Below are 22,255 nucleotides of genomic sequence, written 5' to 3'. Positions count from 1 at the left end.
ACGCCGCGCCGGTCAGCCGGCCCGCAGGTTGACCGTCCGGATGACGTGGAGCCAGAGGGCACGGTCCGCGGCCAGGCGGTGGGTGATGGCCGCGCGATCCTCGAAGCGCGGCGTCAGCCCGCCCTTGGCCATCTGCCCGACGACGGAGGGATCCGTCATGGCCTGGCGCACCGCGGCCTCCAGCCGGTCCACGAGCTCGGGCGCCATCGCCTTCTGTCCGCAGAGCGCGAACCAGCCGACCACGCTGAAGTCCGGGATGATGCGCGACAGCGGCGGTACGTCCGGAAAGAGCGGGAAGGGCTCCTCGTCCGAGATCGCCAGCAGCCGGAGCCCGCCATCCTGCACCTGGCGCGTGACATCGGCCATGTTGGTGATCATGAAGTCGGTGCGCCCGCCGAGGATGTCGACGATGGCCGGGCTGGCGCCGCGGTAGGGAACGTGAACCATCTCGAGCCCGGTCTTCTGCTTCAGCAGCTCGCCCTGCAAGTGCTGGGCGGAGCCGACGCCGGCCGAGGCGAAGCTGACCTGCCCGGGCCGCGCCCGCGCCGCGGCCAGCACGTCCTGGACGCTCCGGTAGGGCCCGTTGGCGGCGACGACGAAGCCGTAGGAGGAGAGCGCCACGTTGGCGATCGGCAGCAGCTCGGCGCCCGGGTCGATGGGCAGGTTGGCGCCGACGAGCTGCGGCGTGATGGACATGGTGCTCATCGGGCAGACGAACATCGTCGACCCGTCCGGCGCGCTGCGGGCCGTCTCCTGCGCCGCCACGATGCCGTTCACGCCGGTGCGGTTCTCGACCACGGCGCGCACGCCGAGGATCGGGCCCAGCGCCTCGGCCAGCACGCGCGTGGCGAAGTCGGAGGAGCCGCCGGCCGAGGCGCCGCTCAGGATGCGGATCGTGCGCTCCTGCGCCGTGGCGGGAAGCGCCGCGAGGCCTGCGAGCAGCGCGGCGGCGAGGGCGAGACGACGGCGTGTCATGGCGCGGTACTCCCGGTTCGGCGCGACTTGCTCCGGCCGGGCCGGTCGGCGCCGGGAGCGGAGGGGCTTCGCTTATCCCTGGCAGTGAAGCTTCGACGCGGCGCGCGGCGCGTCAAGCCAGGACCGGGAGGCCGCCGCTATTTCGCGCCGCAGCATCGCCTCATGCGGCGCCGGCGACGGACAGGCCGCGCACCTGGTGCTGCTCGATGAGCCGGGCGACGAGGCCGGACGCCTTCGCCTCCTCGACGAAGTCCCGCAGGAAGGCCGCTCCGGCCGCGTTGGCGCGCGCCGTGCCGATGGCCTGCTGCACGGCGGTGAACCCTCCGGGCAGGATGCGGGACCCCGGGAGGGCTTCGGCATCCGTCAGCAGGCGCGGGCGCAACCCGGCCAGGACCTCGAGCCCGTCATCGACGAAGATCCGGCAGGCGCCGTCCAGGCTGTCGGACCGCACCAGCGTGGCATGGCGGATGTTGCGCTCCAACCAGAGGTCGTAGGCCGCCCTGGCCGTGACGGCGATCCGCACGCCTGGACGATCGACCTCGTCCAGCGACGTGATCGCCGAGCCCGGCGGCACCAGGTAGGTCGCCTCGATCTCCGCATAGGCCGCGGTGAAGGCGATCCTCTCGGCGCGCTGCGGCTCGGCGCCGATCAGCCCGATATCCCAGGCGCCGCTGCCTGCCGCATCGGCGAGCTCCCCCGGCTTGGGGTAGGGCACGTAGCGGATGGGCACGCCGAGCCGGTCCGCGATGGCGCGCGCCATGCCAGGCGACACGCCTTCCGGATCGCCCGAGGCGCTGCGCCCGGTGACGAGCAGGAAGTTGCCCATGTTGATCGCGGCGCGAAGCGTTCCGGTGGGGGCGAGCTGCGACAGGACATCTGGTGACATGGGCGAGGCTCTCCGTTGTTCGGCAATCGGGTGGGGGCAGGCGTCCGCTGGACCTGATGCTGGCGGCACTGCCAAGCTGGCGTCAACGCAGCGCAGCCGAACCCGCATGATGCCGCGAAGGAAATGTCCGATGAAATTCGCCCTGCATTTCGGCAACAACACCTTCCCGGACGGCGCCGGAGCCGCGCGGCTGGCCCGGCTCGCCGAGGCGGCCGGCTTCGATTCCGTCTTCGCGGTGGATCACGTGGCGCTGCCGGAGAGCTACGAGAGCACCTATCCCTATGCCCCGGGCGGACGGCTGCCGGGCACCCAGTTCACCGCCATGCCGGACCCGCTGATCTGGATGGCCTTCGCCGCGGCCGCCACGACCCGGCTGCGCCTGATGACCGGCGTCATCATCCTGCCCCTGCGCAACCCGCTGGTGCTGGCGAAGCAAGTGGCGACCCTCGACCACATGAGCGGCGGGCGGATCGAACTCGGCATCGGCGTCGGGTGGCTGCGGGAAGAGTTCGACGCGCTCGGCGTTCCCTTCGCGGAGCGCGGGCGCCGGGCCGATGAGTATGTCGGCGCGATGCGTGCCCTCTGGCGCGAGGACGGAGCCAGCTTCGCGGGCCGCTTCGTCTCCTTCGACGGCGTGACCTGCGACCCGAAGCCGCTGGCGCGGACCGTGCCGATCATCGTCGGCGGCCATTCCGAAGCGGCGGCGCGACGGGCCGGACGCCTGGGCGACGGCTTCTTCCCCTCGATCGGGGCGCAGCTCGATACCATGCCCTTGCTCGACGTCGTGCGCCGCAGCGCGGACGCCGCGGGGCGTGACCCGGCCGCGATCAAGATCCTCACTGGCTGTCCCGGTGCGCTGCCTGGCTCCGGGCAGGATCCTCTTGAGGCGGTGGCCGAGCGCCAGCGGCGGGGCGTCGACCGGATCGTCCTGCCGCTCGGCGCCTTCCTGCCTGACCTGGAGGAGAGTCTGCCGCGCTTTGGGGAAAAGGTCATCGGCGCCTTTGCGGGATGAGGCGGAGGCTGTGCCGGCAAAGCAGGCTGCCGAGCTGGCCGGTTTATGCCGGAAGCTCGGTTCGGTGACCTTCCTGGACGACCACAGGCCAAGCTGCGGATCTGTCAGCGCTCACGCCGAACCTGACGACATGAGGCGAAGGTTGGGTTCTGCTTGCTCCGCCTTGAGGATGGCGAGGACATTCGTGGTACGATGAAGGTGGAGCAGACGACGGCGGTTGGCGGAGCGCCCGATACGGGTAACGGCATCGGCCCCGAACCTTCAGGTACGTCTCATCCACGTGCCGATGGCGGCGGCCAACGCCACTCCTGTCATGCCGACAAAAACGAAGTTCATCAGCCAGACGGGCGCGAGTTTTGCCTCCCACTCCCGTACAGCTTCGTGGCTGAAGTGGATGCCGCAGATCAGGACATCTCGGTGAGATCCCGCAGGGTCAGCCGGTAGCCGCCGCGGTGCCCCACGGGCAGTTCGTCCTCGGCGTCCACGCCCTGCAGGCCCCCCCTAAGACAGCCACACCCTGGCCGAGCAGATCGCTCAGACCGAGTGCATCACCGGCATCGAGATCGAGCGTGCCTATGCCGACTGCGGCTACCGCAGCCATGACGCCGACAAGTCTCGCGTGTTCATGTCAGGCCAGGAGCGCGACATCACGTCCACCATTCGCCGCGAGCGACGGCGTCACAGCGCCATCGAGCCGGTCATCGGCCACATGAAGAACGACGGCCATCTCGGCCGCAACTCCCTGCGCGGCACCGAGGGCGACGGGATCAACGTCATCCTCGCCGCCGCTGACCACACCCTCCACCTGCTCCGTGCCTTGCTGGCCTGGCTCTCGACGCACCTGCTCAGCCTGTCGCGGTCAACTCACAGGCTCAAGCGGGACATGCCATGGGCGACTATCCAGACCCTGCCGGCAGCGTCGGCGTCCCCTGTCAGCCGCCCGCCGCTCCGTGTCCCTTCGGCTCCCGCCGGAACAGGCTGAGCAGCGGCGACACCACAAACTGCACCACGGGGATCAGCACTGCGCCGACCGCCAGTCCCACCACACCGGAACCCGCCGCCGTTGCCAGCCATTCCACGGCACCTGCAACCGCTGGGACCGCGTTCGCTGCCGCGACGGCGGCGCCGTGGATCGCGTGCTCCACCCCCGGCAGGCCGTAGCCCGCCAGCCCGTGCACGATGATGCCACCACCCACCCACACCATCGCCGCCGTGCCCACGATGGCCAGCATCTTGAGGAACCAAGGCATCCCGACCACCAGCCCGCGCCCGATCGCCTGCGTCACCGGCCGTACCGAGAGGTCGGCGCCACTAGGTTGGCCGATCTTCCGGCGGAAGATCGCCGAGATCGGGCGCTCGCCGGCCGCCATCGCCAGCCCCGCGTCGTCCGCCTTCACGATCAGCGCCACCACGCCGTAGACGCCCACCGTGATGCCGATGCCCACGATCGCCAGCACCACCGCCTGCTCCCACAGCGGCACGTCGGGTAGGGTGCCTAGCGTGATCGCCATGATCTCGGCCGACAAGATGAAGTCGGTGCCAATGGCGCCGCGCACCTTGGCGTCTTCCAGCGCCTTGGGATTCTCCGGCGGTGCCAGCACCGCCGCTTCGTGCTGGCTGGCCCCATGCGCCGCCACCGCGTGCCAGACCTTTTCCGCTCCCTCGTAGCAAAGGTAGGCCCCGCCCAGCATCAGCAGGGGCGTGATCGCCCAAGGCGCGAACAGGCTCAACAGCAGCGCCCCGGGGAGAAGGAACAGCATCTTGTTCTTGAGCGATCCCCAGGCGATCCGTGCTACGATCGGCACCTCGCGCGCCGCGGCAAAGCCCACCACGTAGCGCGGCGTCACTGCCGCGTCGTCGATCACCACGCCCGCCGCCTTGGCGCCCGCCTTGGTCGACTGAGCCACCACGTCGTCCAATGAGGCCGCCGCCACCTTGGCCAGCCCGGCGATGTCGTCCAACAGCGCGATCAACCCTGTGCTCAAGCGAAGCTCCCTTGTGGCGCGCGTGCGCGACCATCATGAACGATCCGTAAGCTCACGGCGACCCCAGGAGTTCGTTCCGAACGAAGTCAGGCCCTGATCTTGGGCGGCGCCAGCCTCCTCGGCTGGGAGCTATCACCATGTACGGTGTTGAACGGCCTAGCGGGTTGCCAGGAAACCCCAGGCGAGCAGAAGGGACGCAGCGGAGCCGAGCACGCTCCGGACGCCGTGCAAGTCACCCCAGCGACGCAACAAACCACGGCTTCCCGCCCCTGCTTCCTGCGGCGTCATCGCCATCAAGCGCTTGTTCACAGGCATGATGACCAACATCGTGAACGGCCAGTTTGCGATCAGGAGCAAGCTCCCTGCCATCCACTGCCACTCGCGGGAATTATACCAGGCTAGAAGCCCTGCGGCCCCTCCCAACATGGCCAAGCCGGCCTGAATGGGCAGAGCGCGCTTGTAACTGAGCTGCCACTGCACGAGCAGGGGCGCGTCCTCCAGGCTCATCCTGGCGGGATGCTCGACGATGCTGATGTATGTTGCGGCCCCCGCAAAGAGGGCTGCGGTGACGAGGGCAACAAGACCGAGGACCATCTGAGTTCTCCTCTAGTTCGCTGTCGCGAAAGGCGACCACGCCTGATACGTCTTCCCGACGCTAGTCGGGTTGACGGCGAGGCTGAGGAGAACCCATTCAGGGATAGGTGCAGGAGTTACCAACCTGTAGCTTTGGTTCCGGCCAGGCCTTGGTGCCGGATGCCGCTCGTTGAAGCCATGTCTCGCAGGACTGCTTCGGATCGTCTGCCGAGGCAGCCTCACTAAAAGCGCCTAGCAAAACCTGCGGATTTGGTTGAGGCAGACGAGAGCTCAGGTGAGCATGTTGAAGGCTGGATGGATCTCGGCCCGGCGTTCGTAGCGGATGGTGGGGAGGCGGACGCGGTTCAGCCAGGCGAAGGTGCGCTCGACGACCCACCTATGTCTGCCCAGCTTCTGGCTGGTCTCGATGCCGCGCCGGGCGATGCGCGGGGCGATCCCATGGGCGCGGGCCTTCCTCACGGCAGCGGTGGTGATCATAGGCCTGGTCGGCGTGCAGCTTGCACGGCCCGCGGTGGGGTCGGCCTTGGCAGCCGATCCGAACACGCGGCGCGGCATACTGGGTGGGCGCCGGCATCCGGCTGTCGTGGCGGTTGGCACCGCTCAGCGTCAGGCCGAGCGGCGTGCCGCAGGTATCCGTGACAATGTGACGCCTGGTGCCCGGCCTGCCGCGATCCGTCGGGTTCGGTCCGACCTCCGCACCCCCTTTTGGGCGCAATGCTTGCACTGCCGAGCGCAGCCCGGGATCAGTCGATGGTTTCCGCCGCCTGCAAGCGCTTCAGCAGTGTCCGGTGCAGGCAATTCCAAACACCGGGCCACCTGCCGGTCCCGCAACCGGCGCCAGCAGGTCATGCCAGACCCGCAGCCCATCTCCACCGGCAGCCGCTCCGGCGGCAGCAGCGAGGCGACCGCCGCCCAAAGATCATCAGAAACAAGGAGCTTCGCCATATCCCTCAAGGCGGATCAACAGGTCTCGTTGAATGTTTTAAGCGGCGGCGGAGGGGCGGTCCAGCCGCTCATAGACCAGATGCAGCGCGCCCTTCGCCCTGGTTTCGCAGCGAAGGAGCCGAAGCTTGAGCTCGCCGGTGCCCGGCGGGAAGAGCGGGATGCCATCGCCGAGGATGACCGGAATCACGGCCATCTCGAGCCGATCGAGCTTGCCAACCGCGATCATGGAGCGGATGAGCTGGCCGCCGCCCTCGACCCAGACGCGGCGGCATCCGCGGGCTTCCAGCTCGGCGGTGATGGCGGCTGGGTCGCCGGCGCGGGGCTCGACGCCCGGTGGCGCATCCTCCAGCGGCCGGCTGGTCAGGACGAAGCTGGGCTTGCCGGGATAGGGCCATTCGCCGAAGCGCCGTATCGCATCATAGGTACCCCGCCCCATGAGGATCGCGTCGACACCGGCGAGGAAGGCCTCGAAGCCGAAATCCTCGGCTGGATGATCCGCGGCCAGCCAGTCATCGACGGACCCATCCGGGCGGGCGATCTTGCCGTCGAGGGAGACGGCGATGTGGCAATGCCAGATCGTACCAGCCATGGCGCGACGCGTTTCTCACGCCTCCGCCACGCGTCCGACCGGCCGCGCGGGCGCCGTCGGGGCCGGGGCGCCGTCGCGGCAGAGGGCGGAGAAGCCGGCGCCGGCGAAGGCGGCGATCGTCGCCAGCAACCACATGCGGTCGTAGCTGCCGTCGAGGTCGAAGACCACGCCGCCGAGCCAGGCGCCGGCGAAGCCGCCGACCTGATGGCCGAGGAAGACCAAGCCGAAGATCGTCGCCAGCCAGCGCGTGCCGAAATTGCGGGCGCAGAGCGCTACCGTCGGCGGGACGGTGGAGAGCCAGAGCAGCCCCATGATCGCCGAGAAGACGAGGACGCTCGCCGTCGTCTTCTCGACCAGCATGAAGCCGCCGATCAGCACGCCGCGGGCGGCATAGATGATCACCAGCAGCTCCCGCCGCCGCCAGCGGCCGGACAGCTCGCCAGCGATGAGCGAGCCGGCGACGTTGAACAGGCCGATCAGGCTGATCGCCGCGGCGCCGACGCCGAGCGGCAGGTGGCAGCTCGCCACGAAGCCCGGCAGGTGGACGGCCATGAAGCTCACATGCAGGCCGCAGACGAAGAAGCCGAAGGACAGGAACCAGAAGGTCGGGTCGCGCAATGCGCGGCTAAGGGCGGCGGTGGCACGCTCCTCCGCCGCGGCGCCGGGGGCGGGCTTCGCCGCCTGGTCGTTCAGCGGCAGGGCGAGCGGGATCATCAGCAGGGAGACGGCGGCGATGGCGAGCAGCGCCCATTGCCAGCCAGCGGCATGCAGGCCGAAGGCGACGACAGGGACGACGAGGAATTGGCCAAAAGAGGAGCCGGCGGTGCCGAGGCCGGTGGCACGGCCGCGCAGGCTCTCCGGCAGCAGGCGGGTCAGGCTGGCCATGATGACGGGCATCCCGGCGGCGGAGACGGCGCAGCCCATCACCACCCCGGCGAAGAAGGTGAACCAGAAGAGGCTGGTCGAGAAGGCCATGCCGGTGAGGGCCACGGCCTGCAGCACGGCGCCGATCATGATCACGCGGCGGCCGCCGATGCGGTCCGCCACCTGGCCCCAGATCGGCTGGGTGAGGCCGTTGCACAGCACCTGAAGGGCGATGGCGAAGGCGAAGCCGCTGGCGCCCCAGCCCTGGGCCGTCGTCATCGGCGCGAGGAAGAGGCCGAGGCTCTGGCGCAGGCCCATGGCCAGTGCGGCGGTGACGACGCCGCAGCCAAGCAGCAGCGCGACGGACAGCCGGGTCGATGCGGTCATGGGTCTTCCTCTCGGTCGTCGGCATGAGAGCATTGCGCGGCCTGGCGAGACAACTGCGCAGGGCGCATGGCTATGCCCGGTGCACATGCTCATCCGGCAGGGAAGCATCCGTGAATTGCGTTGGCGCACCGGAAGTGCGAAGGGGCGGCCCTCCACCGGTCGGGACTGGATAATGCTGCGAGCCCTCTATGATCGTGTCCTGGCATTGGCAGGGCACCGCCGGGCGCCGGCCTATCTGGCAGGTGTCAGCTTCGCGGAGAGCAGCTTCTTTCCCATTCCGCCGGACGCGATGCTCATTCCCATGTGCATCGCCCGGCCGGAGCTGGCCTACCGCTATGCCGCCATTTGCACCGTGGCCTCCGTGCTGGGGGGGATCTTCGGCTATGCGATCGGCTTCTGGCTGTTCGACGCGCTGGCGGTGCCGGTGCTGCGCGCCTATGGCCATGCTGATGCCATGGCGACCTTCCAGGGGTGGTACGACCGCTGGGGCGCGCTCGTCATCCTCATCAAGGGGCTGACGCCGATCCCCTACAAGATCGTCACCATCGCCTCCGGCGCAGCGCAGTTCAACTTCCTGATCTTCGTGCTGGCGAGCATCGTGACGCGGGGCGCGCGGTTCTTCCTGCTCGCCTTCCTGCTGCGGCGCTACGGGCCGCCGATCCGCGACTTCATCGAGCGGCGGCTGACGCTGGTGACGACCGGCGCCGCTGCCGGGATCGTGCTGGGCTTCGCGGCGCTGAGATTCCTCTGAGCGCCACCCGCCTCAGATCTGCGCTTGGCCGCCGTCGACGAAGAATTCGGTGCCGTTGACGAAGCTTGAATCCTCCGAGGCGAGGAAAAGCGCGGCCCGCGCCACCTCCTCCGCTTCGCCGACGCGGCCGAGCGGGATGAGGGAGGCCATTTGATCGAGCAGGCCCTGCTGCGCGGCGGCGTCCTCGCCGGCGAGGCCGACCAGGCCGGGCGTGCGGATCGGGCCGGGGGCGATGACATTCACCCGGATGCGGCGCTCCTTCAGGTCGAGGATCCAGTTGCGGGCAAAGGCGCGGATCGCGGCCTTCGAAGCACCATAGACGCTGAAGCCGGGCGTGCCGGTGCTCGCCGCGGTCGAGCCGGTGAGAATGACCGAGGCGCCGTCCACCAGCAGGGGCAGCGCCTTCTGCACGGTGAAGAGCACGCCTTTGACGTTGCGGCCGAAGGTGTCGTCGACCTGCTCCTCGGTGATGGCGCCGAGCGGCAGGAAGGAGCCGCCGCCGGCATTGACGAAGAGCACGTCGATCCGCCCGGCCTCCGCCTTCACCCGGGCATAGAGCCGGTCGAGGTCTGCCAAGCTGCCGGAATCGGCCTGGATACCGGTGGCGTTCGGGCCGATCGCCGTGACGGCGGCGGCGAGTTCGGCGGGGCGGCGGCCGGTGACGAAGACCTGGGCGCCTTCCGCGGCGAAGCGCCGGGCGGTGGCGAGGCCGATGCCGCTGGTGCCGCCGGTGACGACGGAGACCTTGCCTTCAAGCTTGCGGGCCATGTCTGCAACTCCTGCTGGATTGGCTGCGAGAAAGGTATGGCCGGGGCGACACCGTCAAAATAGAAAGGATCGAAAGCCACCATTGCAGGATTGCAGATGTCCAGACTGCCGGATTTCGAAGCCCTGGCGATGGTGGCGCGGCTCGCGGAAGAGGGCTCCTTCGCTGCCGCAGCGCGCTCGCTCGGCGTCTCGGTGGCAACGGTCTCGCGCGCGGTCACCCGGCTCGAGGCGCGGCTGGGCGGCCGGGTCTTCAACCGCAGCTCCCGCCGGCTGGCGCTGACCGATCTCGGCCGCATCGTGGCCGAGCGGGCGGCGCGAACCCTGTGCGAAGCGGAGGAGGCGGAGGCGGCCGGGCGCGAGCTGGCGAGCCAGCCGCGCGGACTCGTCCGGCTCGCGGTGCCGATGTCCTACGGCCTGCTGCGGGTGGCGCCGATCCTGCCGGAATTCCTGAGGCGCTACCCGGATATCGCCCTCGACCTGCATCTCGGCGATGCCGTGGTGGACTTGGTCGGCGAGGGGTTCGATGCGGCGCTCAGGATCGCGGTCCTCGAGGATTCCTCGCTGGTGGCGCGGCGGCTCGGCCCGGTGGCGCGGCTGGTGGTGGCCGCTCCGGCCTATCTCGCCCGGCATGGCCGGCCGCAGCATCCCCGCGAGATCGCGGCGCATCGTTGCCTCGGCTACGCCTATCGCGCCCGGGGCGAGGCCTGGCGCTTCCTCGGGCCGGGCGGCGAGGAAGTCGCGGTCACCCCCACCGGCCCGCTGCGGGTGACCAATGTGGATGCGCTGGTGCCCTGCCTGCTGGACGGGCTCGGCATCGCCGAGCTGCCGGATTTCGCCGTGGCTGGGCACCTGGCGGCGGGGCGGGTGGAGGTGGTGCTGCCCGGCTGGCGGATGGCGGCGGGCGGACTCTACTTCGTCACACCGACAGCGCGGCACCGGCCGGCCAAGGTCGAGGCGCTGGCCGAGTTCCTGGCCGCGCGGCTGTACGGGCCGGGCTGAGGGGCGGCCGCCTCATTCCTTCCAGGGATGGGCGGCCCAGAGTTTCTCGTAATGCGCCTGCATCGCCACCAGCTCGCCGCGATACTCGTCGGGGCCGAGCAGGCGGAGCGGCAGGGCGAGCTGGGTGGCGACGGCCTGCCATTCCGGGTCCTCCGCGGCGCGGCGGGCGGCCTCCACCAGCCGGTCGAGCACCGGGCGGGGCAGGCCGGCCGGGGCGGCGAGGCCGCGCATCGAGCCCTCGACCACGTCGAAGCCCTGTTCGCGGAAGGTCGGCACGTCGGCCATCACCGGCCAGCGCGCGGTGCCCATCTGGCCGAGCGGGCGGAACAGGCCCTGGCGGAAATCGCCGATCGCCTCGCCGATATTGGTCACCGCGAGGTCGATCTGCTTCGAGAGCGTGGCGGTGCGGACCGGGGCGCCTCCGGCAAAGGGGACGTGGAGGAATTTCGTGCCGGTGACGCGCTCCAGCGCCAGCACCGCGAGATGGTCGTCGGAGCCGATGCCGGAGGTGCCGTAGCTGACCTGGCCGGGGCGGCGCCGGGTTTCCTCAACCAGATCGGCGACGTTGCGCAGCGGGCTGTCGGGCCGCACCCAAATGGCGCCGGGGTCGTCCACGATGTTGAGGATCGGGGCGAAGTCGTCGAGCCGGAAGCGCGCCTGCGGCCGCTCGAGCGGGATGGTGACGATGGTCGGCGTGTTGATGAAGCCGATCGTGTAGCCATCCGGCTTGCTGCGGGCAAGTTCGGTGAATCCGATCTCGCCCGAGGCGCCGGGGCGGTTGCTGACCACCACGGGCTGGCCGAGATACTTCTCCATGATCCGGGCCAGGGGGCGGGCCGCGACATCCGTGCCGCCGCCGGCCGGGAAGGCCAGCACCATGGCGAGCGGGCGGTCCGGGAAGCCGCCCTGGGCCAGGGCAAGGCCCGGAGCGGCGAGCGGCAGGCCGGCCAGGCCGCCGATGAGGGCGCGTCTTTGCATGGATGATCCTCCCGGTGTCCGCTTATGGCGCGGTGACCGGAGGGATCGGATCACGCCAGAGGCGGCGTGGCAACGATGCCGATGGGGCGGGCAATCAGCCCGGTCTGCTCGCCGCAGCGGAAGCCGGCGGCTTCGTAGAAACGGAAGGTCGCCTCCCGCGTCGAACCAGTCAGCAGCATCGCCTTGTAGCAGCCGGCTGCCCAGGCAGCGGCGAGCGACGCCCCCAGCACGGCGCGGCCATGACCCTGGCGACGATGCGCGGCATGGGTCACGACATTCTCGATGAAGGCGTAGGGCCGGGTACCACGCGTCAGGTTCGGCACCTGGATCAGGGTGCAGGTGGCGACAGGCTCGCCTGCCTGTTCGGCCAGGAAACGGTGAGACCGGGCTGGGCCAGCATCGCCTGCCAAGCCACCCTTGTCAGGTCGGGCGGGGGCGTCGGGTCGGCCGTGTTCAGGTGGCGATAGAGGGCGAGGAGGACGGGCAGGTCCTCGGCCCGGGCGGGACGGATGTCGGCTGGCATGGCGGCGCTCTCCTGGCGGCCGCCATGCCGAAGGGCTGGGGCTGGCCGCGTGCCCCTACCCGTTCACCACCGTGCCGCCGTTCGGATGCAGCACTTGGCCGTTGATGTAGCTGCTGTCGCTCTCGGCGGCGAGGAAGATGTAGCTCGGCGCGCATTCGTCCGGCTGGCCGGGGCGGCCCATGCCGGAAGACTGGCCGTGCTTCGCCGTGCTCTCCTCGTCGAAGCTCGCGGGGATCAGCGGCGTCCAGATCGGGCCGGGCGCCACGGCATTCACCCGGATCTGCCGCGAGGGATAGAGCTGCTGCGACAGGCTGCGGGTAAAGGCGAGGATGGCGCCCTTGGTGCTGGCATAGTCGATCAGCCCCGGGCTGCCCTTGTAGGCGGTGATCGAGGTGGAGTTCACGATGGCGCCGCCCTTCGGCATGTGCGGCAGCGCCGCCCGCGTCACCCAGAACATGCCGAGGATGTTGGTGCGGAAGGTACGCTCCACCTGGTCCTCCGGAATCTCGGCGAAATCGCCACAGATATGCTGCTCGGCGGCGTTGTTCACCAAGATGTCGATGCGGCCGCCGAGGGCCTGCGCCGCCTCGGCCACGGCGCGGTGGACGAACTCCCGTTCGCCGATGTCGCCGGCGATGGCGGTGCAGCGGCGGCCCTCGGTCTCGATCAGCCGCCGAGTCTCCTCGGCGTCCTCGTGCTCGTCCTTGTAGAGGATGGCGACATCGGCCCCCTCCTTGGCGAAACCGATGGCGACCGCGCGGCCGATGCCGGAATCGCCGCCGGTCACCAGCGCGGTCTTGCCGGCAAGCTTGCCGCTGGCACGCCAGTGCTCCATTCGGTCCTGCGGGCGGGGCGTCATCTCCGTGGTGAGGCCGGGCTGGTGGTCCTGGCGCTGCGGCGGCTGGGGGGTCTGCTTGTCGTCGGGCATGAAGGGGTCCTCCGTGCCCCGGGCAACGGGCCGGGCGGGGCGGGGGTTGCCCCCGGCGGGTGGAACGGTTGGTTAAGCCCTCCCGGGGCATGCTGCAGGCGATGGACAGGACCCAAGGCATCTCCCCGGGCGGCATCGCCAAGCCAGGCAGCGCGCCGCCGCGCCCGGCCAAGGCCCATGCCTTCAAGCAGGCGATGGCCCGCGCCATGGAAGGCGCCGGGCCGCCTGCGCGGCTGCCGGCCCCGGCCGCGGCGGCACGGCCGGCAGAGAATGCCTTCCGCGCCCGCATCGCCCTCGCCGAGAGCAGCGCCCGCGCGCCCGGTCAGGGGCTCGGGGCGCGGAACCCGGGCTCCGGCGCGCTCGGCCGTTACCAGATCACGCCCCAGGCGCTACGCGATCTCGGCTGGCAGGATGCGGGCGGGCAGTGGACGATGCTGGCGGCGCGGCATGGCGTCCGCTCCGAAGCGGATTTCCTGACCAGCGCCCCGGCGCAGGAAGCGGCCATAGAGGCGTATCTCCGCCGGGCAGAGCAGCAGCTCGACCGCAACGGAAGCCTCGCGCGGGCGGGCGGCAGCGTCACGGGCCTCGACGGGCAGGCGGTGCCGCTGACCGAGGCGGGGCTGGTCGCGGCGGCGCATCGGCGCGGGGCGGGAAGCGTGGCGCGCTACCTGGCGCATCGCACCGGCACGCCGGATGCGCCGCTGAGCCAGGCCGACCGCAGTGCCTTCGCGGCGGTGGAGGGCCGGCTCAGGGACTTTGCGGCGCTGCCTTACGGGGTCGCAAGCCGGGAAGGCAGCACGCGCAACGGGTGAATGGGGGGCCTTGCTGCTCCCCCCACCGGCTGTCGGCTTACGCCGTGCGGTCGCCGCCGCCGGACAGGGCCGCCTGTGCGGCCGCCAGGCGGGCAACGGGGACGCGGTAGGGCGAGCAGGAGACATAGTCGAGCCCGGCCTCCTCGCAGAACTGGATCGAGGCCGGGTCGCCGCCATGCTCGCCGCAGATGCCGAGCTTGAGGTCGTCCTTCACCCCCCTGCCCTTCTCCTTGGCGATCTTCACCAGCGCGCCGACACCCTCCGGATCGATGGAGACGAAGGGGTCCTTCGGCAGGATGCCCTTCTCGACATAGAGCGGCAGGAACTTGCCGGCATCGTCGCGCGAGAGGCCGAAGGTCGTCTGCGTCAGGTCGTTGGTGCCGAAGCTGAAGAAGTCCGCCACCTCGGCGATCTTGTCGGCGGTCAGCGCGGCGCGTGGCAGCTCGATCATGGTGCCGACATAGTATTCGATCGTCTGGCCGCTTTCGGCAAAGACCTCCTTCGCCACCTTATCCACCTGGGCACGGGTGATCTCCAGCTCGCGGCGGGTGGCGACGAGGGGGATCATGATCTCCGGCACCGGGGCGGCGCCGGTCTCCTTGGCGGTGGCGACGGCAGCCTCGAAGATGGCGCGGGCCTGCATCTCGTAGATCTCCGGATAGGAGATGCCGAGGCGGCAGCCGCGGTGGCCGAGCATCGGGTTCGCCTCAGAGAGGTCGGCAGCGCGGCGCTGCATCGTCACCGGGTCGGTGCCGAGCGAGGCCGCGACCTCAGCGATTTCCGCCTCGGAATGCGGCAGGAACTCGTGCAGCGGCGGGTCGAGCAGGCGGATCGTCACCGGCAGCCCGGCCATGATTCGGAACAGCTCGATGAAGTCGGCGCGCTGGAAGGGCAGCAGGCGGGAGAGCGCCTCGCGCCGCCCCCCTTCGGTCTCCGACATGATCATCTGCCGCACCGCGCCGATGCGCTGCGGGTCGAAGAACATGTGCTCCGTGCGGCAGAGGCCGATGCCCTCGGCGCCGAATTTGCGCGCCGTATCGGCATCGAGCGGCGTCTCCGCATTGGCGCGGACCTTGAGGCGGCGCACGGTGTCGGCCCATTCCATCAGCGTGGCGAAGTCGCCGGAGAGCTGCGGCTCCACCATGGCGACGGAGCCGATGAAGATCTCGCCCGTCGCGCCGTCGAGGGTGATGGTCTCGCCGCCGCGGATGGTCTGGCCGCCGGCCATCAGCATCTGCGAGGAATAGTCCACGGTGACGCCGCCGGCGCCGGCGACGCAGGGTCGGCCCATGCCGCGGGCGACGACGGCCGCGTGGCTGGTCATGCCGCCGCGTGTCGTCAGGATCCCCCGCGCGGCATGCATGCCGTGGATGTCCTCCGGGCTCGTCTCGATGCGGACGAGGATGACGGCCTCGCCCTTCGCCGCGCGGACCTCCGCCTCATCGGCCGAGAAGACGACGGCGCCGCTGGCGGCACCGGGACTCGCCGGCAGGCCCTTGGCGAGCAGCCGGCGCGGCGCCTTCGGGTCGAGCGTCGGATGGAGGAGTTGGTCGAGGGCCGAGGGGTTGACGCGCTTGATGGCCTCGGTCTGATCGATCAGCCCCTCGCGCGCCATGTCGACGGCGATCTTGAGGCTGGCGGCGGCTGTGCGCTTCCCGTTGCGGGTCTGCAGCATGTAGAGCTTGTTCTGCTGGACCGTGAACTCGATGTCCTGCATGTCCGTGTAGTGCTGCTCGAGCCTGGCGCGGACCGCGACGAGTTCCTCATAGGCCTTCGGCATGGCAACTTCCATGCTGCGCTCGCCCGGCTTCGCCTTGAGCTGCGCCATGGGCTGCGGCGTGCGGATGCCGGCCACCACGTCCTCGCCCTGGGCGTTGATGAGGTACTCGCCGTAGAAGATGTTCTCGCCCGTGCTGGGGTCGCGGGTGAAGCAGACGCCGGTCGCGCAGTCCTCGCCCATATTGCCGAAGACCATGGCCTGGACGTTGACCGCCGTGCCCCAATTCGCCGGGATGTCGTGCAGGCGGCGGTAGGTATTGGCGCGGGCATTCATCCAGGAGCCGAAGACGGCGCCGATCGCGGCCCAGAGCTGTGCCTCGGGGTCCTGCGGGAAGGGCTGGCCGGTGACCTGGGCCACCATCTCCTTGTAGCCGGTGACGACCGTCTTCCAGTCGTCGGCGGTGAGCTGCGTGTCCTCATGGACGTCGCGGGCGAGCTTCACCTCCTCGATGATCTCCTCGAAGCGGTGATGGTCGACGCCGAGCACGACGCTGCCGAACATCTGGATGAAGCGGCGGTAGCTGTCCCAGGCGAAGCGCGGGTCGCCGGAGGCGGCGGCGAGGCCGTCCACCGTCTCGTCGTTCAGGCCGAGGTTCAACACCGTATCCATCATCCCCGGCATGGAGACGCGGGCGCCGGAGCGGACGGAGACGAGCAACGGCTTGCGGTGGTCGCCGAAGCGAACGCCGACGGCTTCCTCGACGCGGGCGAGGGCGGCGGCGACCTGGTCCTTCAGCTCCGGCGGGTACTGCTTGCCGTTGTCGTAGTAGTAGGTGCAGACCTCGGTGGTGATGGTGAAACCGGGCGGGACGGGCAGGCCGATGCTGGCCATCTCGGCCAGGTTGGCGCCCTTACCGCCCAGCAGGTTGCGCATCTCGGCCTTGCCTTCGTTATGGCCGGCACCGAAGCTGTAGACCCACTTGCTCACGGGCGAGTTCCTTGTGTTGACGAGGGCGACGCAAACGCCGGTTGTGGCGCAGAGTGTGCCATTCCGGCGTCAATTCAACCTTCGATTTTTGAGAAGTCCGCGACCACCGCCATGGCGGCGCAGAGATGGCTGAGCAAACGCAAGCGGTTGGCGCGCAGTTGCGCATCCGGGTCGTTCACAACCACGGATTCAAAGAAGGCGTCGAGCGGGGCGCGGAGAGCGGCGAGTGCCCCCATGGCGGTGAGGAAGTCCTCCCGCGCCAGAGCGGTCGCGACCTCGGCGGCGCGGGCCTCGACCGCCCCGGCGAGTGCGGCCTCGGCGGGGAGGACGAGCAGGCTCGGGTCAACCGGGCCGTCATGCGGGCCGTCCTTCCGCGTCTCGATGCGGAGGATGTTGGCGGCGCGCTTGTAGGCGGCGAGGAGGTTAGCGCCGTCCGGCGTCGCCAACATGGTCTCGAGCGCGGCGGCGCGGGCCAGGAGGCGCACGAGGTCGTCATCCGGCGTCGCGCCGAAGATGGCGGCGACGAGGTCGTGGCGGGCGCCTTCGCTGCGGAGCTGGACCCGGAGGCGATCGGTCAGGAAGTCGAGGAGGCCGGCGGCGAAGGCGGCGACCATCGGCGGGTGCTCGGACTTGGCCGGTGGCTGCCAGCCGGCCTTCAGCTTCTCCGTGGCGACATCCATGCCGAATTCCGGGTTGGAAGTGGTGCCGGTGGCCTGCGGATAGCCGAAGAAGGCCTCGCCGATCAGCCCGGCGAGGCCGATCCGCAGGCCGCCTTCCCGAATCATGCGGATGACGCCGAGGGCAGCGCGGCGGAGGGCGAAGGGGTCGCCCGAGCCGGTCGGCTTCTCGCCTGCAGCGAAGAAGCCGACGAGCTGATCAAGCTTGTCTGCCAGCGCCACCGCGACCGCCACCGGCTCCGCCGGCACCGCATCCCCCGGGCCGAGCGGCCGGTAATGCGCGCCGATCGCCTCGGCGATGCGCGGGTCCTCGCCATCGGCCAGGGCGTAGTAGCGGCCCATGATGCCCTGGACTTCGGGGAACTCGCCGACCATGCCGGTCGCCAGGTCGGCCTTGGCCAGCTTGCCGGCGCGCGCCGCCAGCGCCGGGTCGGCACCGACATGGGGGGCGATCAGCCCGGTCAGCCGCTCCAGCCGCCGCACCCGCTCGCCCTGGGTGCCGAGCCTGGCGTGGAAGACGACGCTTTCCAGCTTGGGGAGGAACTCTTCCAGCCGCTGCTTGCGGTCCTGGTCGCGGAAGAAGCGGGCATCGGCGAGGCGGGCGCGCAGCACGCGCTCATTGCCCGCAATAATCGCGGCGCCGCCATCCTCGGGGATGATGTTGGCGACCAGGGCGAAGCGCGGGGCGGGGCTTCCGTCTGGGTGGCGCAGCGCAAAATAGCGCTGGTTCACCCGCATGGTGGTGCGCATCACCTCGGGGGGGAGGTCCATGAAGGCGGCGTCGATGGAGCCGAGCAGCGGCACCGGCCATTCGACCAGCCCGGACACCTCGGCGAGCAGGCCGCGGTCGGGGACGACCTCCAGCCCCTCCCGCGCCGCGAGGTCAGCGATGCCACTCTCGATCATACGCTCCCGCTCCGCCGCATCGGCGATGACGAAGCGCCGGCGCAGCCCCTCCTCGTACTCGGCGAAGGAGGCGACGGCGAGGGGCTCGGTGCCGGCGAGGATGCGGTGCCCCTCCGTCAGGTCGGCGGCCACGATGCCGTGGACCTGGTCCTCGCCATGGGCGAGGGCGAAGCGGACGGGGCGGCCGTCGAACAGGCAGAGGACGCGTTGCAGGGGGCGCACCCAGGCGAAGTCGCTGCTGCCCCAGCGCATGGATTTCGGCCAGGGGAAGGCGCGCAGCACGGCGGGGACGGCGCGGGCGAGCAGGTCCTCGGCCAGCGTCACCTCGCCGGGCTTGGCGAGGACCCAGAACTCGCCCTCCTCCTTGAGCTGCTCACGGGTGGCGTTGTGCTTGCGGAGGAACCCCTCCAGCGCCTGGGGTGGGGCGTTGCGGCGGGGGCCGCGCTCCTCCTTGCCCGGCGTCTCGGCGCGGGTGGCCAGGTCGCCGACCAGGGCGATGCGGCGGGGGCCGGAGAGCGGGCGGGGCTGCTCCGGCATCAGCGGGCGCAGTTCGGCCTGGAGCAGGCGGGCGAAATCCTCCGCGGCCCGGGCCTGCATGCGGGCCGGGATTTCCTCGGAGAAGAGCTCGATCAGCAGTTGGGGCATGGGGTCAGGGCGCCCGCGTCACTTCGGTGAGGGAGATGGCGATACTCAAAGGGGGCTGGCTCAGGCGCATGTCATCCCTCCCCCTTCAGCCACGCCTCGCAGCAGCCCTTCGCCAGCGCCCGCACCCGGCCGATATAGGCAGCGCGCTCGGTCACGCTGATGGCGCCGCGGGCGTCGAGCAGGTTGAAGCGGTGGCTGGCCTTGATGCACTGGTCATAGGCGGGCATCGCCAGACCCTGCGCCAGCAGCGCGGCACATTCCTTCTCCGCATCCTCGAAGTGGCGGAACAGCATCGGCACATCGGCGAACTCGAAATTATGGGCGCTGTACTCGCGCTCGGCACGGAGGAAGACCTCGCCGTACTTCACGCCCTCGTCATTGAAATCGAGGTCGTAGATGCTGTCCTTGCCCTGCAGGTACATCGCCAGCCGCTCAAGACCGAGGGTCAGCTCGCAGCAGGGCACGGCGCAGGGGATGCCGCCGACCTGCTGGAAATAGGTGAACTGCGTCACCTCCATCCCGTCGCACCAAACCTCCCAGCCGAGGCCCCAGGCGCCGAGGGTCGGGCTCTCCCAGTCATCCTCGACGAAGCGGAAGTCGTGGACCTTGGGGTCCATCCCGAGGGCGCGGTAGGCATCGAGCAGCAGGGATTGCGGGTCGCGCGGACTCGGCTTCAGGATCACCTGGTACTGGTAGTAGTGCTGCAACCGGTTGGGGTTCTCGCCATAGCGGCCGTCGGAGGGGCGGCGGCTCGGCTGGACATAGGCGGCCTTCCAGGGCTTCGCGCCGAGGGCGCGGAGGGTCGTCGCCGGATGGAAGGTGCCGGCGCCCACCTCCATGTCATAGGGTTGCAGGATCAGGCAGCCCTGCGCCGACCAGAAGGCGTGCAGGCGGAGGATGATGTTCTGGAAGCTCGGCGGCTTCCGGCGAAGGGTGGGGGCGGCCAGGCTCTGCATGCGGCGCCTTTTGCCACGGCGCCGCTCCCGAACATAGTGGGCCGCCGGTCACAGCCCGAGGCGGGCCCAGGCGGCACGTTCCTCCGTCGCGGCGATCACCGCCTCGGCGGAGAAGCCTGGCAACAGGCGGCGCAGCAAAGAGGGCCGCCTTCCGCCGAAGGTGACCAGGCGGGCCTTGGGGCCGAAGCGGCGCTTCACCTCCTCCGCCGCATCACCGAGGCGGTCGGCCAGGCCAAGCTCCACCGCGCGGCGGCCAGGCCAGAAGCGCCCGGTGAAAAGCTCCTCGGCCGGGGCCTTCAGCCGGTCGCCGCGGCGGGACTGCACCCAGCCGCGGAACTCCCCGTGCAGCTCGCCGAGCAGGGTATCGAGGCGGGCGACATCCTCCGCGCGTTCGGGGGCGAAGGGGTCGAGGAAGCTCTTCTCGCTGCCGGCGGTGTGCATCCGCCGCTCGATGCCGAGGCGCCGGATCGCCCCCTCGAAGCCGAAGCCGGCGGCGATGACGCCGATAGAGCCGAGGATGGAGGCCGGGTCGGCCACGATCTCGTCGGCCGCGCAGGCGATCCAGTAGCCGCCGGAGGCCGCGGCATCCTCCACGCAGGCGATAACGGGTAGCTTCTTCTCCTCCGCCAGCCGCCGGATATGGCGGGCGATGAGGCTCGACTGCACCGGCGAGCCGCCGGGAGAGTTGATGACGAGGAAAACGGCGGCCGCCCGCTTCAGCGCGAAGGCGCGGTCGAGCGCCGGGGCGATGCCGGCCGGACTCAGCCCGCCGCCGAGGCCGGGGCGGGGGGTGATGGTGCCCTGGAGGCGCACCAGGGCGATGCGGGGATCGCGGGAGAGGAAGGGAAGCGAGAGGGGCATGGGGCCAGACATGCCCGTGACGGCGCCAGTATCAAGCCCGGTCATTAAGCCCGGTGCCGGGGGTTGTCCTCTGCGCCCGGCTTCGCCAGCCTGCCGGCCAGCAGGGAGGGCCGGACGATGTTCGACTTCAAGGGCAAGCGGGTGGTGGCCTGCGGCGGCAGCCGGGGGATCGGGCGGTCGATCGCGCTCGGCTTCGCGCAGGCGGGGGCGGCGGTGTCCATCTGCGCCCGGAGCGCGGGGCCGCTGGAGGCAGCACGGGCGGAGATCGCGGGGCTCGGCGTCCAGGCCCATGCGGCAGGCTGCGACCTCGGCGACCGGGAAGCGGTACGTGGCTATGTCGCGGCGGCGGCCGAGGCGCTGGGCGGGATCGATGTGCTGGTGAACAATGCCAGCGGTTTCGGCTCGCAGGACACTGAGGAGCATTGGGCGCAGGGGCTCTCGGTCGATATCATGGCGACGGTCAGGGCGACGCATGCGGCGCTGCCCTTCCTGGAGGCGGGCCGGGGCAGCATCATCAACGTCTCCTCCATCTCCGGCTACCGGCCCTCGGTGCGGACGCCGGCCTATGCCGCGGTGAAGGCGCTGCTGATCAACTACACCACCTCGCAGGCGGCGATGTATGCGCCGAAGGGCATCAGGGTGAACGCCGTGGCGCCGGGCTCGATCGAATTCCCCGGCGGCTCCTGGGAGCAGCGGCGGACGAGCGACCCCAAGCTCTACAACGCCATCCTCGGCGGCATCCCCTTCGGACGGCTCGGCACGCCGGAGGAGGTGGCGAATGTGGCGCTCTTCCTGGCGAGCCCGCTGGCCGGGTGGGTGACGGGGCAGACCGTCATCGTCGATGGAGGCCAGATGTTGTGAGCACCTCCGGCCGCATCCTCGTCATCAACCCGAACTCCTCCGTCTCCTGCACGGCGGGGATCGCGGCGGCGCTGGAGCGCTTCGGCGCACTAGGGCGGTTCGAGGTGGTGCGGCTGGCGGAAGGGCCGCCGGCCATCGCCAGCTGGCGGGACTGGCACAGCGTCACCGAGCCGCTCTGCCGGCTGGTGGAGCGGGAGGAGGCGGCGGCCTATGTGATCGCCTGCGTCTCCGACCCCGGGTTGGAGGCGGTGCGGGCCACAACGCGGCGCCCAGTGCTCGGGATGTTCCGCAGCGCGGTCGCGGCGGCGATGACGCGGGCGGAGCGCTTCGGCGTTATCGGCTTCGTCGCCGCGAGCGAGGCGCGGCAGCGCCTGGCGCTGCGGGGGATGGGGGTGGAAGACCGGCTGGCCGGCTGGGTGCCGCTCGACCTGCCGATGGAGGTGCTGACCGATCCGGAGGCGCCACGGACCCGCATCCGTGAGGCGGCGCGGGCGCTGGCGGCGACGGGGGCGGGGGCGATCGTGTTGGGCTGTACCGGCCTGGCCGGGCATCTCGCCGCTGCGGAGGATGCTGCGGGGCTCCCGGTGATCGAGCCCTGCGCGGCGGCCGGGGCGATGGCGCTACTGGCCACCGCCCCGCAGTAAGC

The 22,255-nt window shown here is 70.4% G+C and carries 22 protein-coding genes and 1 pseudogene; 7 read left to right on the top strand and 16 right to left on the bottom strand.

Translation table 11 applies throughout. The features are described 5' to 3' along the window. Positions 1 to 12 precede the first annotated feature (12 nt). A complete protein-coding gene (locus JMJ56_RS23540) occupies positions 13 to 975 on the bottom strand; it encodes a Bug family tripartite tricarboxylate transporter substrate binding protein (RefSeq protein WP_202834217.1) in 963 nt (320 codons plus the stop codon). 160 nt (positions 976 to 1,135) lie between these two features. Next, positions 1,136 to 1,861 (bottom strand): transporter substrate-binding domain-containing protein, encoded by a 726-nt coding sequence (locus tag JMJ56_RS23535; RefSeq protein ID WP_202834216.1) that lies wholly within the window; start codon positions 1,859 to 1,861, stop codon positions 1,136 to 1,138. A 130-nt stretch (positions 1,862 to 1,991) separates the two neighbouring features. On the opposite strand from JMJ56_RS23535, the gene JMJ56_RS23530 reads away from it, so the two are divergent. Next, positions 1,992 to 2,873: an LLM class F420-dependent oxidoreductase gene (locus JMJ56_RS23530; RefSeq protein ID WP_202834215.1), complete on the top strand. Its 882-nt coding sequence runs from the start codon at positions 1,992 to 1,994 to the stop codon at positions 2,871 to 2,873. A gap of 625 nt (positions 2,874 to 3,498) precedes the next feature. Continuing rightward, a complete protein-coding gene (locus JMJ56_RS23525) occupies positions 3,499 to 3,855 on the top strand; it encodes a hypothetical protein (protein WP_236038337.1) in 357 nt (118 codons plus the stop codon). Here JMJ56_RS23525 and JMJ56_RS23520 read toward each other — a convergent pair. From JMJ56_RS23520 to JMJ56_RS23500, 5 genes and pseudogenes are all read right to left on the bottom strand, one after another. Next, positions 3,806 to 4,846: a DUF808 domain-containing protein gene (locus tag JMJ56_RS23520; protein ID WP_268885086.1), complete on the bottom strand. Its 1,041-nt coding sequence runs from the start codon at positions 4,844 to 4,846 to the stop codon at positions 3,806 to 3,808. The two genes, JMJ56_RS23525 and JMJ56_RS23520, sit on opposite strands and share 50 nt — an antisense overlap. A gap of 168 nt (positions 4,847 to 5,014) precedes the next feature. Then, positions 5,015 to 5,452 carry a DUF1772 domain-containing protein gene (locus tag JMJ56_RS23515; RefSeq protein WP_202834212.1) on the bottom strand — a complete coding sequence of 146 codons (438 nt, stop codon included), beginning with the start codon at positions 5,450 to 5,452 and terminating at the stop codon, positions 5,015 to 5,017. Between the two features lie 270 nt (positions 5,453 to 5,722). Beyond that, positions 5,723 to 6,397, bottom strand: a pseudogene (locus JMJ56_RS23510) (IS5 family transposase). Positions 6,398 to 6,434: 37 nt separating this feature from the next. Then, positions 6,435 to 6,986 (bottom strand): dihydrofolate reductase family protein, encoded by a 552-nt coding sequence (locus JMJ56_RS23505; RefSeq protein WP_202834211.1) that lies wholly within the window; start codon positions 6,984 to 6,986, stop codon positions 6,435 to 6,437. 15 nt (positions 6,987 to 7,001) lie between these two features. Continuing rightward, positions 7,002 to 8,237, bottom strand: a complete 1,236-nt coding sequence (locus JMJ56_RS23500) for an MFS transporter (RefSeq protein WP_202834210.1) — start codon at positions 8,235 to 8,237, stop codon at positions 7,002 to 7,004. A 172-nt stretch (positions 8,238 to 8,409) separates the two neighbouring features. Here JMJ56_RS23500 and JMJ56_RS23495 point away from each other — a divergent pair, with 172 nt between their 5' ends. Further along, the gene (locus JMJ56_RS23495; protein ID WP_202834209.1) at positions 8,410 to 8,988 is read left to right on the top strand and encodes a YqaA family protein; all 579 of its coding nucleotides are present in this window, start codon (positions 8,410 to 8,412) and stop codon (positions 8,986 to 8,988) included. A 12-nt stretch (positions 8,989 to 9,000) separates the two neighbouring features. Here the strand turns inward: JMJ56_RS23495 and JMJ56_RS23490 are convergent, their stop codons facing one another. Beyond that, positions 9,001 to 9,756, bottom strand: coding sequence for an SDR family oxidoreductase (locus tag JMJ56_RS23490; RefSeq protein ID WP_202834208.1), 756 nt, complete (start codon positions 9,754 to 9,756; stop codon positions 9,001 to 9,003). A 96-nt stretch (positions 9,757 to 9,852) separates the two neighbouring features. Here JMJ56_RS23490 and JMJ56_RS23485 point away from each other — a divergent pair, with 96 nt between their 5' ends. After that, positions 9,853 to 10,755 carry a LysR family transcriptional regulator gene (locus tag JMJ56_RS23485; protein WP_202834207.1) on the top strand — a complete coding sequence of 301 codons (903 nt, stop codon included), beginning with the start codon at positions 9,853 to 9,855 and terminating at the stop codon, positions 10,753 to 10,755. 12 nt (positions 10,756 to 10,767) lie between these two features. Here JMJ56_RS23485 and JMJ56_RS23480 read toward each other — a convergent pair whose 3' ends face one another. The 4 genes from JMJ56_RS23480 to JMJ56_RS23465 are packed head-to-tail and all read right to left on the bottom strand — an operon-like array spanning position 10,768 to position 13,184. Beyond that, the gene (locus JMJ56_RS23480; RefSeq protein ID WP_202834206.1) at positions 10,768 to 11,733 is read right to left on the bottom strand and encodes a Bug family tripartite tricarboxylate transporter substrate binding protein; all 966 of its coding nucleotides are present in this window, start codon (positions 11,731 to 11,733) and stop codon (positions 10,768 to 10,770) included. Positions 11,734 to 11,783: 50 nt separating this feature from the next. Further along, on the bottom strand, positions 11,784 to 12,143 hold the full coding sequence (locus tag JMJ56_RS23475; RefSeq protein ID WP_202834205.1) for a GNAT family N-acetyltransferase: 360 nt from the start codon (positions 12,141 to 12,143) through the stop codon (positions 11,784 to 11,786). Then, complete coding sequence (locus JMJ56_RS23470) at positions 12,062 to 12,256, bottom strand: GNAT family N-acetyltransferase (RefSeq protein ID WP_202834204.1); 195 nt, start codon at positions 12,254 to 12,256, stop codon at positions 12,062 to 12,064. The genes JMJ56_RS23475 and JMJ56_RS23470 overlap by 82 nt, the downstream gene beginning before the upstream one ends. 55 nt (positions 12,257 to 12,311) lie before the next feature. Continuing rightward, entirely contained in the window at positions 12,312 to 13,184 is an 873-nt protein-coding gene (locus tag JMJ56_RS23465) for an SDR family oxidoreductase (RefSeq protein ID WP_202834203.1), read from the bottom strand. Positions 13,185 to 13,285: 101 nt separating this feature from the next. Here JMJ56_RS23465 and JMJ56_RS23460 point away from each other — a divergent pair, with 101 nt between their 5' ends. Next, positions 13,286 to 13,996, top strand: a complete 711-nt coding sequence (locus JMJ56_RS23460) for a hypothetical protein (protein ID WP_202834202.1) — start codon at positions 13,286 to 13,288, stop codon at positions 13,994 to 13,996. A gap of 37 nt (positions 13,997 to 14,033) precedes the next feature. Here the strand turns inward: JMJ56_RS23460 and ppdK are convergent, their stop codons facing one another. The 4 genes from ppdK to JMJ56_RS23440 all read right to left on the bottom strand — a co-directional run bounded on the left by ppdK (position 14,034) and on the right by JMJ56_RS23440 (position 20,748). Continuing rightward, the gene (ppdK, locus tag JMJ56_RS23455) at positions 14,034 to 16,703 is read right to left on the bottom strand and encodes a pyruvate, phosphate dikinase (RefSeq protein WP_202834201.1); all 2,670 of its coding nucleotides are present in this window, start codon (positions 16,701 to 16,703) and stop codon (positions 14,034 to 14,036) included. Positions 16,704 to 16,777: 74 nt separating this feature from the next. Continuing rightward, positions 16,778 to 18,931 (bottom strand): glycine--tRNA ligase subunit beta, encoded by a 2,154-nt coding sequence (gene glyS / locus JMJ56_RS23450; RefSeq protein WP_202834200.1) that lies wholly within the window; start codon positions 18,929 to 18,931, stop codon positions 16,778 to 16,780. Positions 18,932 to 19,002: 71 nt separating this feature from the next. Further along, complete coding sequence (locus tag JMJ56_RS23445) at positions 19,003 to 19,887, bottom strand: glycine--tRNA ligase subunit alpha (protein ID WP_202834199.1); 885 nt, start codon at positions 19,885 to 19,887, stop codon at positions 19,003 to 19,005. 48 nt (positions 19,888 to 19,935) lie between these two features. Next, entirely contained in the window at positions 19,936 to 20,748 is an 813-nt protein-coding gene (locus tag JMJ56_RS23440) for a S49 family peptidase (RefSeq protein WP_202834198.1), read from the bottom strand. A 117-nt stretch (positions 20,749 to 20,865) separates the two neighbouring features. Here JMJ56_RS23440 and JMJ56_RS23435 point away from each other — a divergent pair, with 117 nt between their 5' ends. Further along, positions 20,866 to 21,609 (top strand): SDR family NAD(P)-dependent oxidoreductase, encoded by a 744-nt coding sequence (locus tag JMJ56_RS23435; protein WP_202834197.1) that lies wholly within the window; start codon positions 20,866 to 20,868, stop codon positions 21,607 to 21,609. After that, positions 21,606 to 22,253, top strand: a complete 648-nt coding sequence (locus JMJ56_RS23430) for an aspartate/glutamate racemase family protein (RefSeq protein WP_202834196.1) — start codon at positions 21,606 to 21,608, stop codon at positions 22,251 to 22,253. Before JMJ56_RS23435 ends, JMJ56_RS23430 begins: the two co-directional genes overlap by 4 nt. The last annotated feature ends 2 nt before the right edge of the window (positions 22,254 to 22,255 follow it).

The sequence above is a fragment of the Belnapia arida genome (assembly GCF_016773205.1).
Classification (GTDB): Bacteria; Pseudomonadota; Alphaproteobacteria; order Acetobacterales; family Acetobacteraceae; genus Belnapia; species Belnapia arida.
The sequence above is the reverse complement of the archived record's forward strand: the minus strand, read 5'-3'. Positions and strand labels throughout refer to the sequence as shown.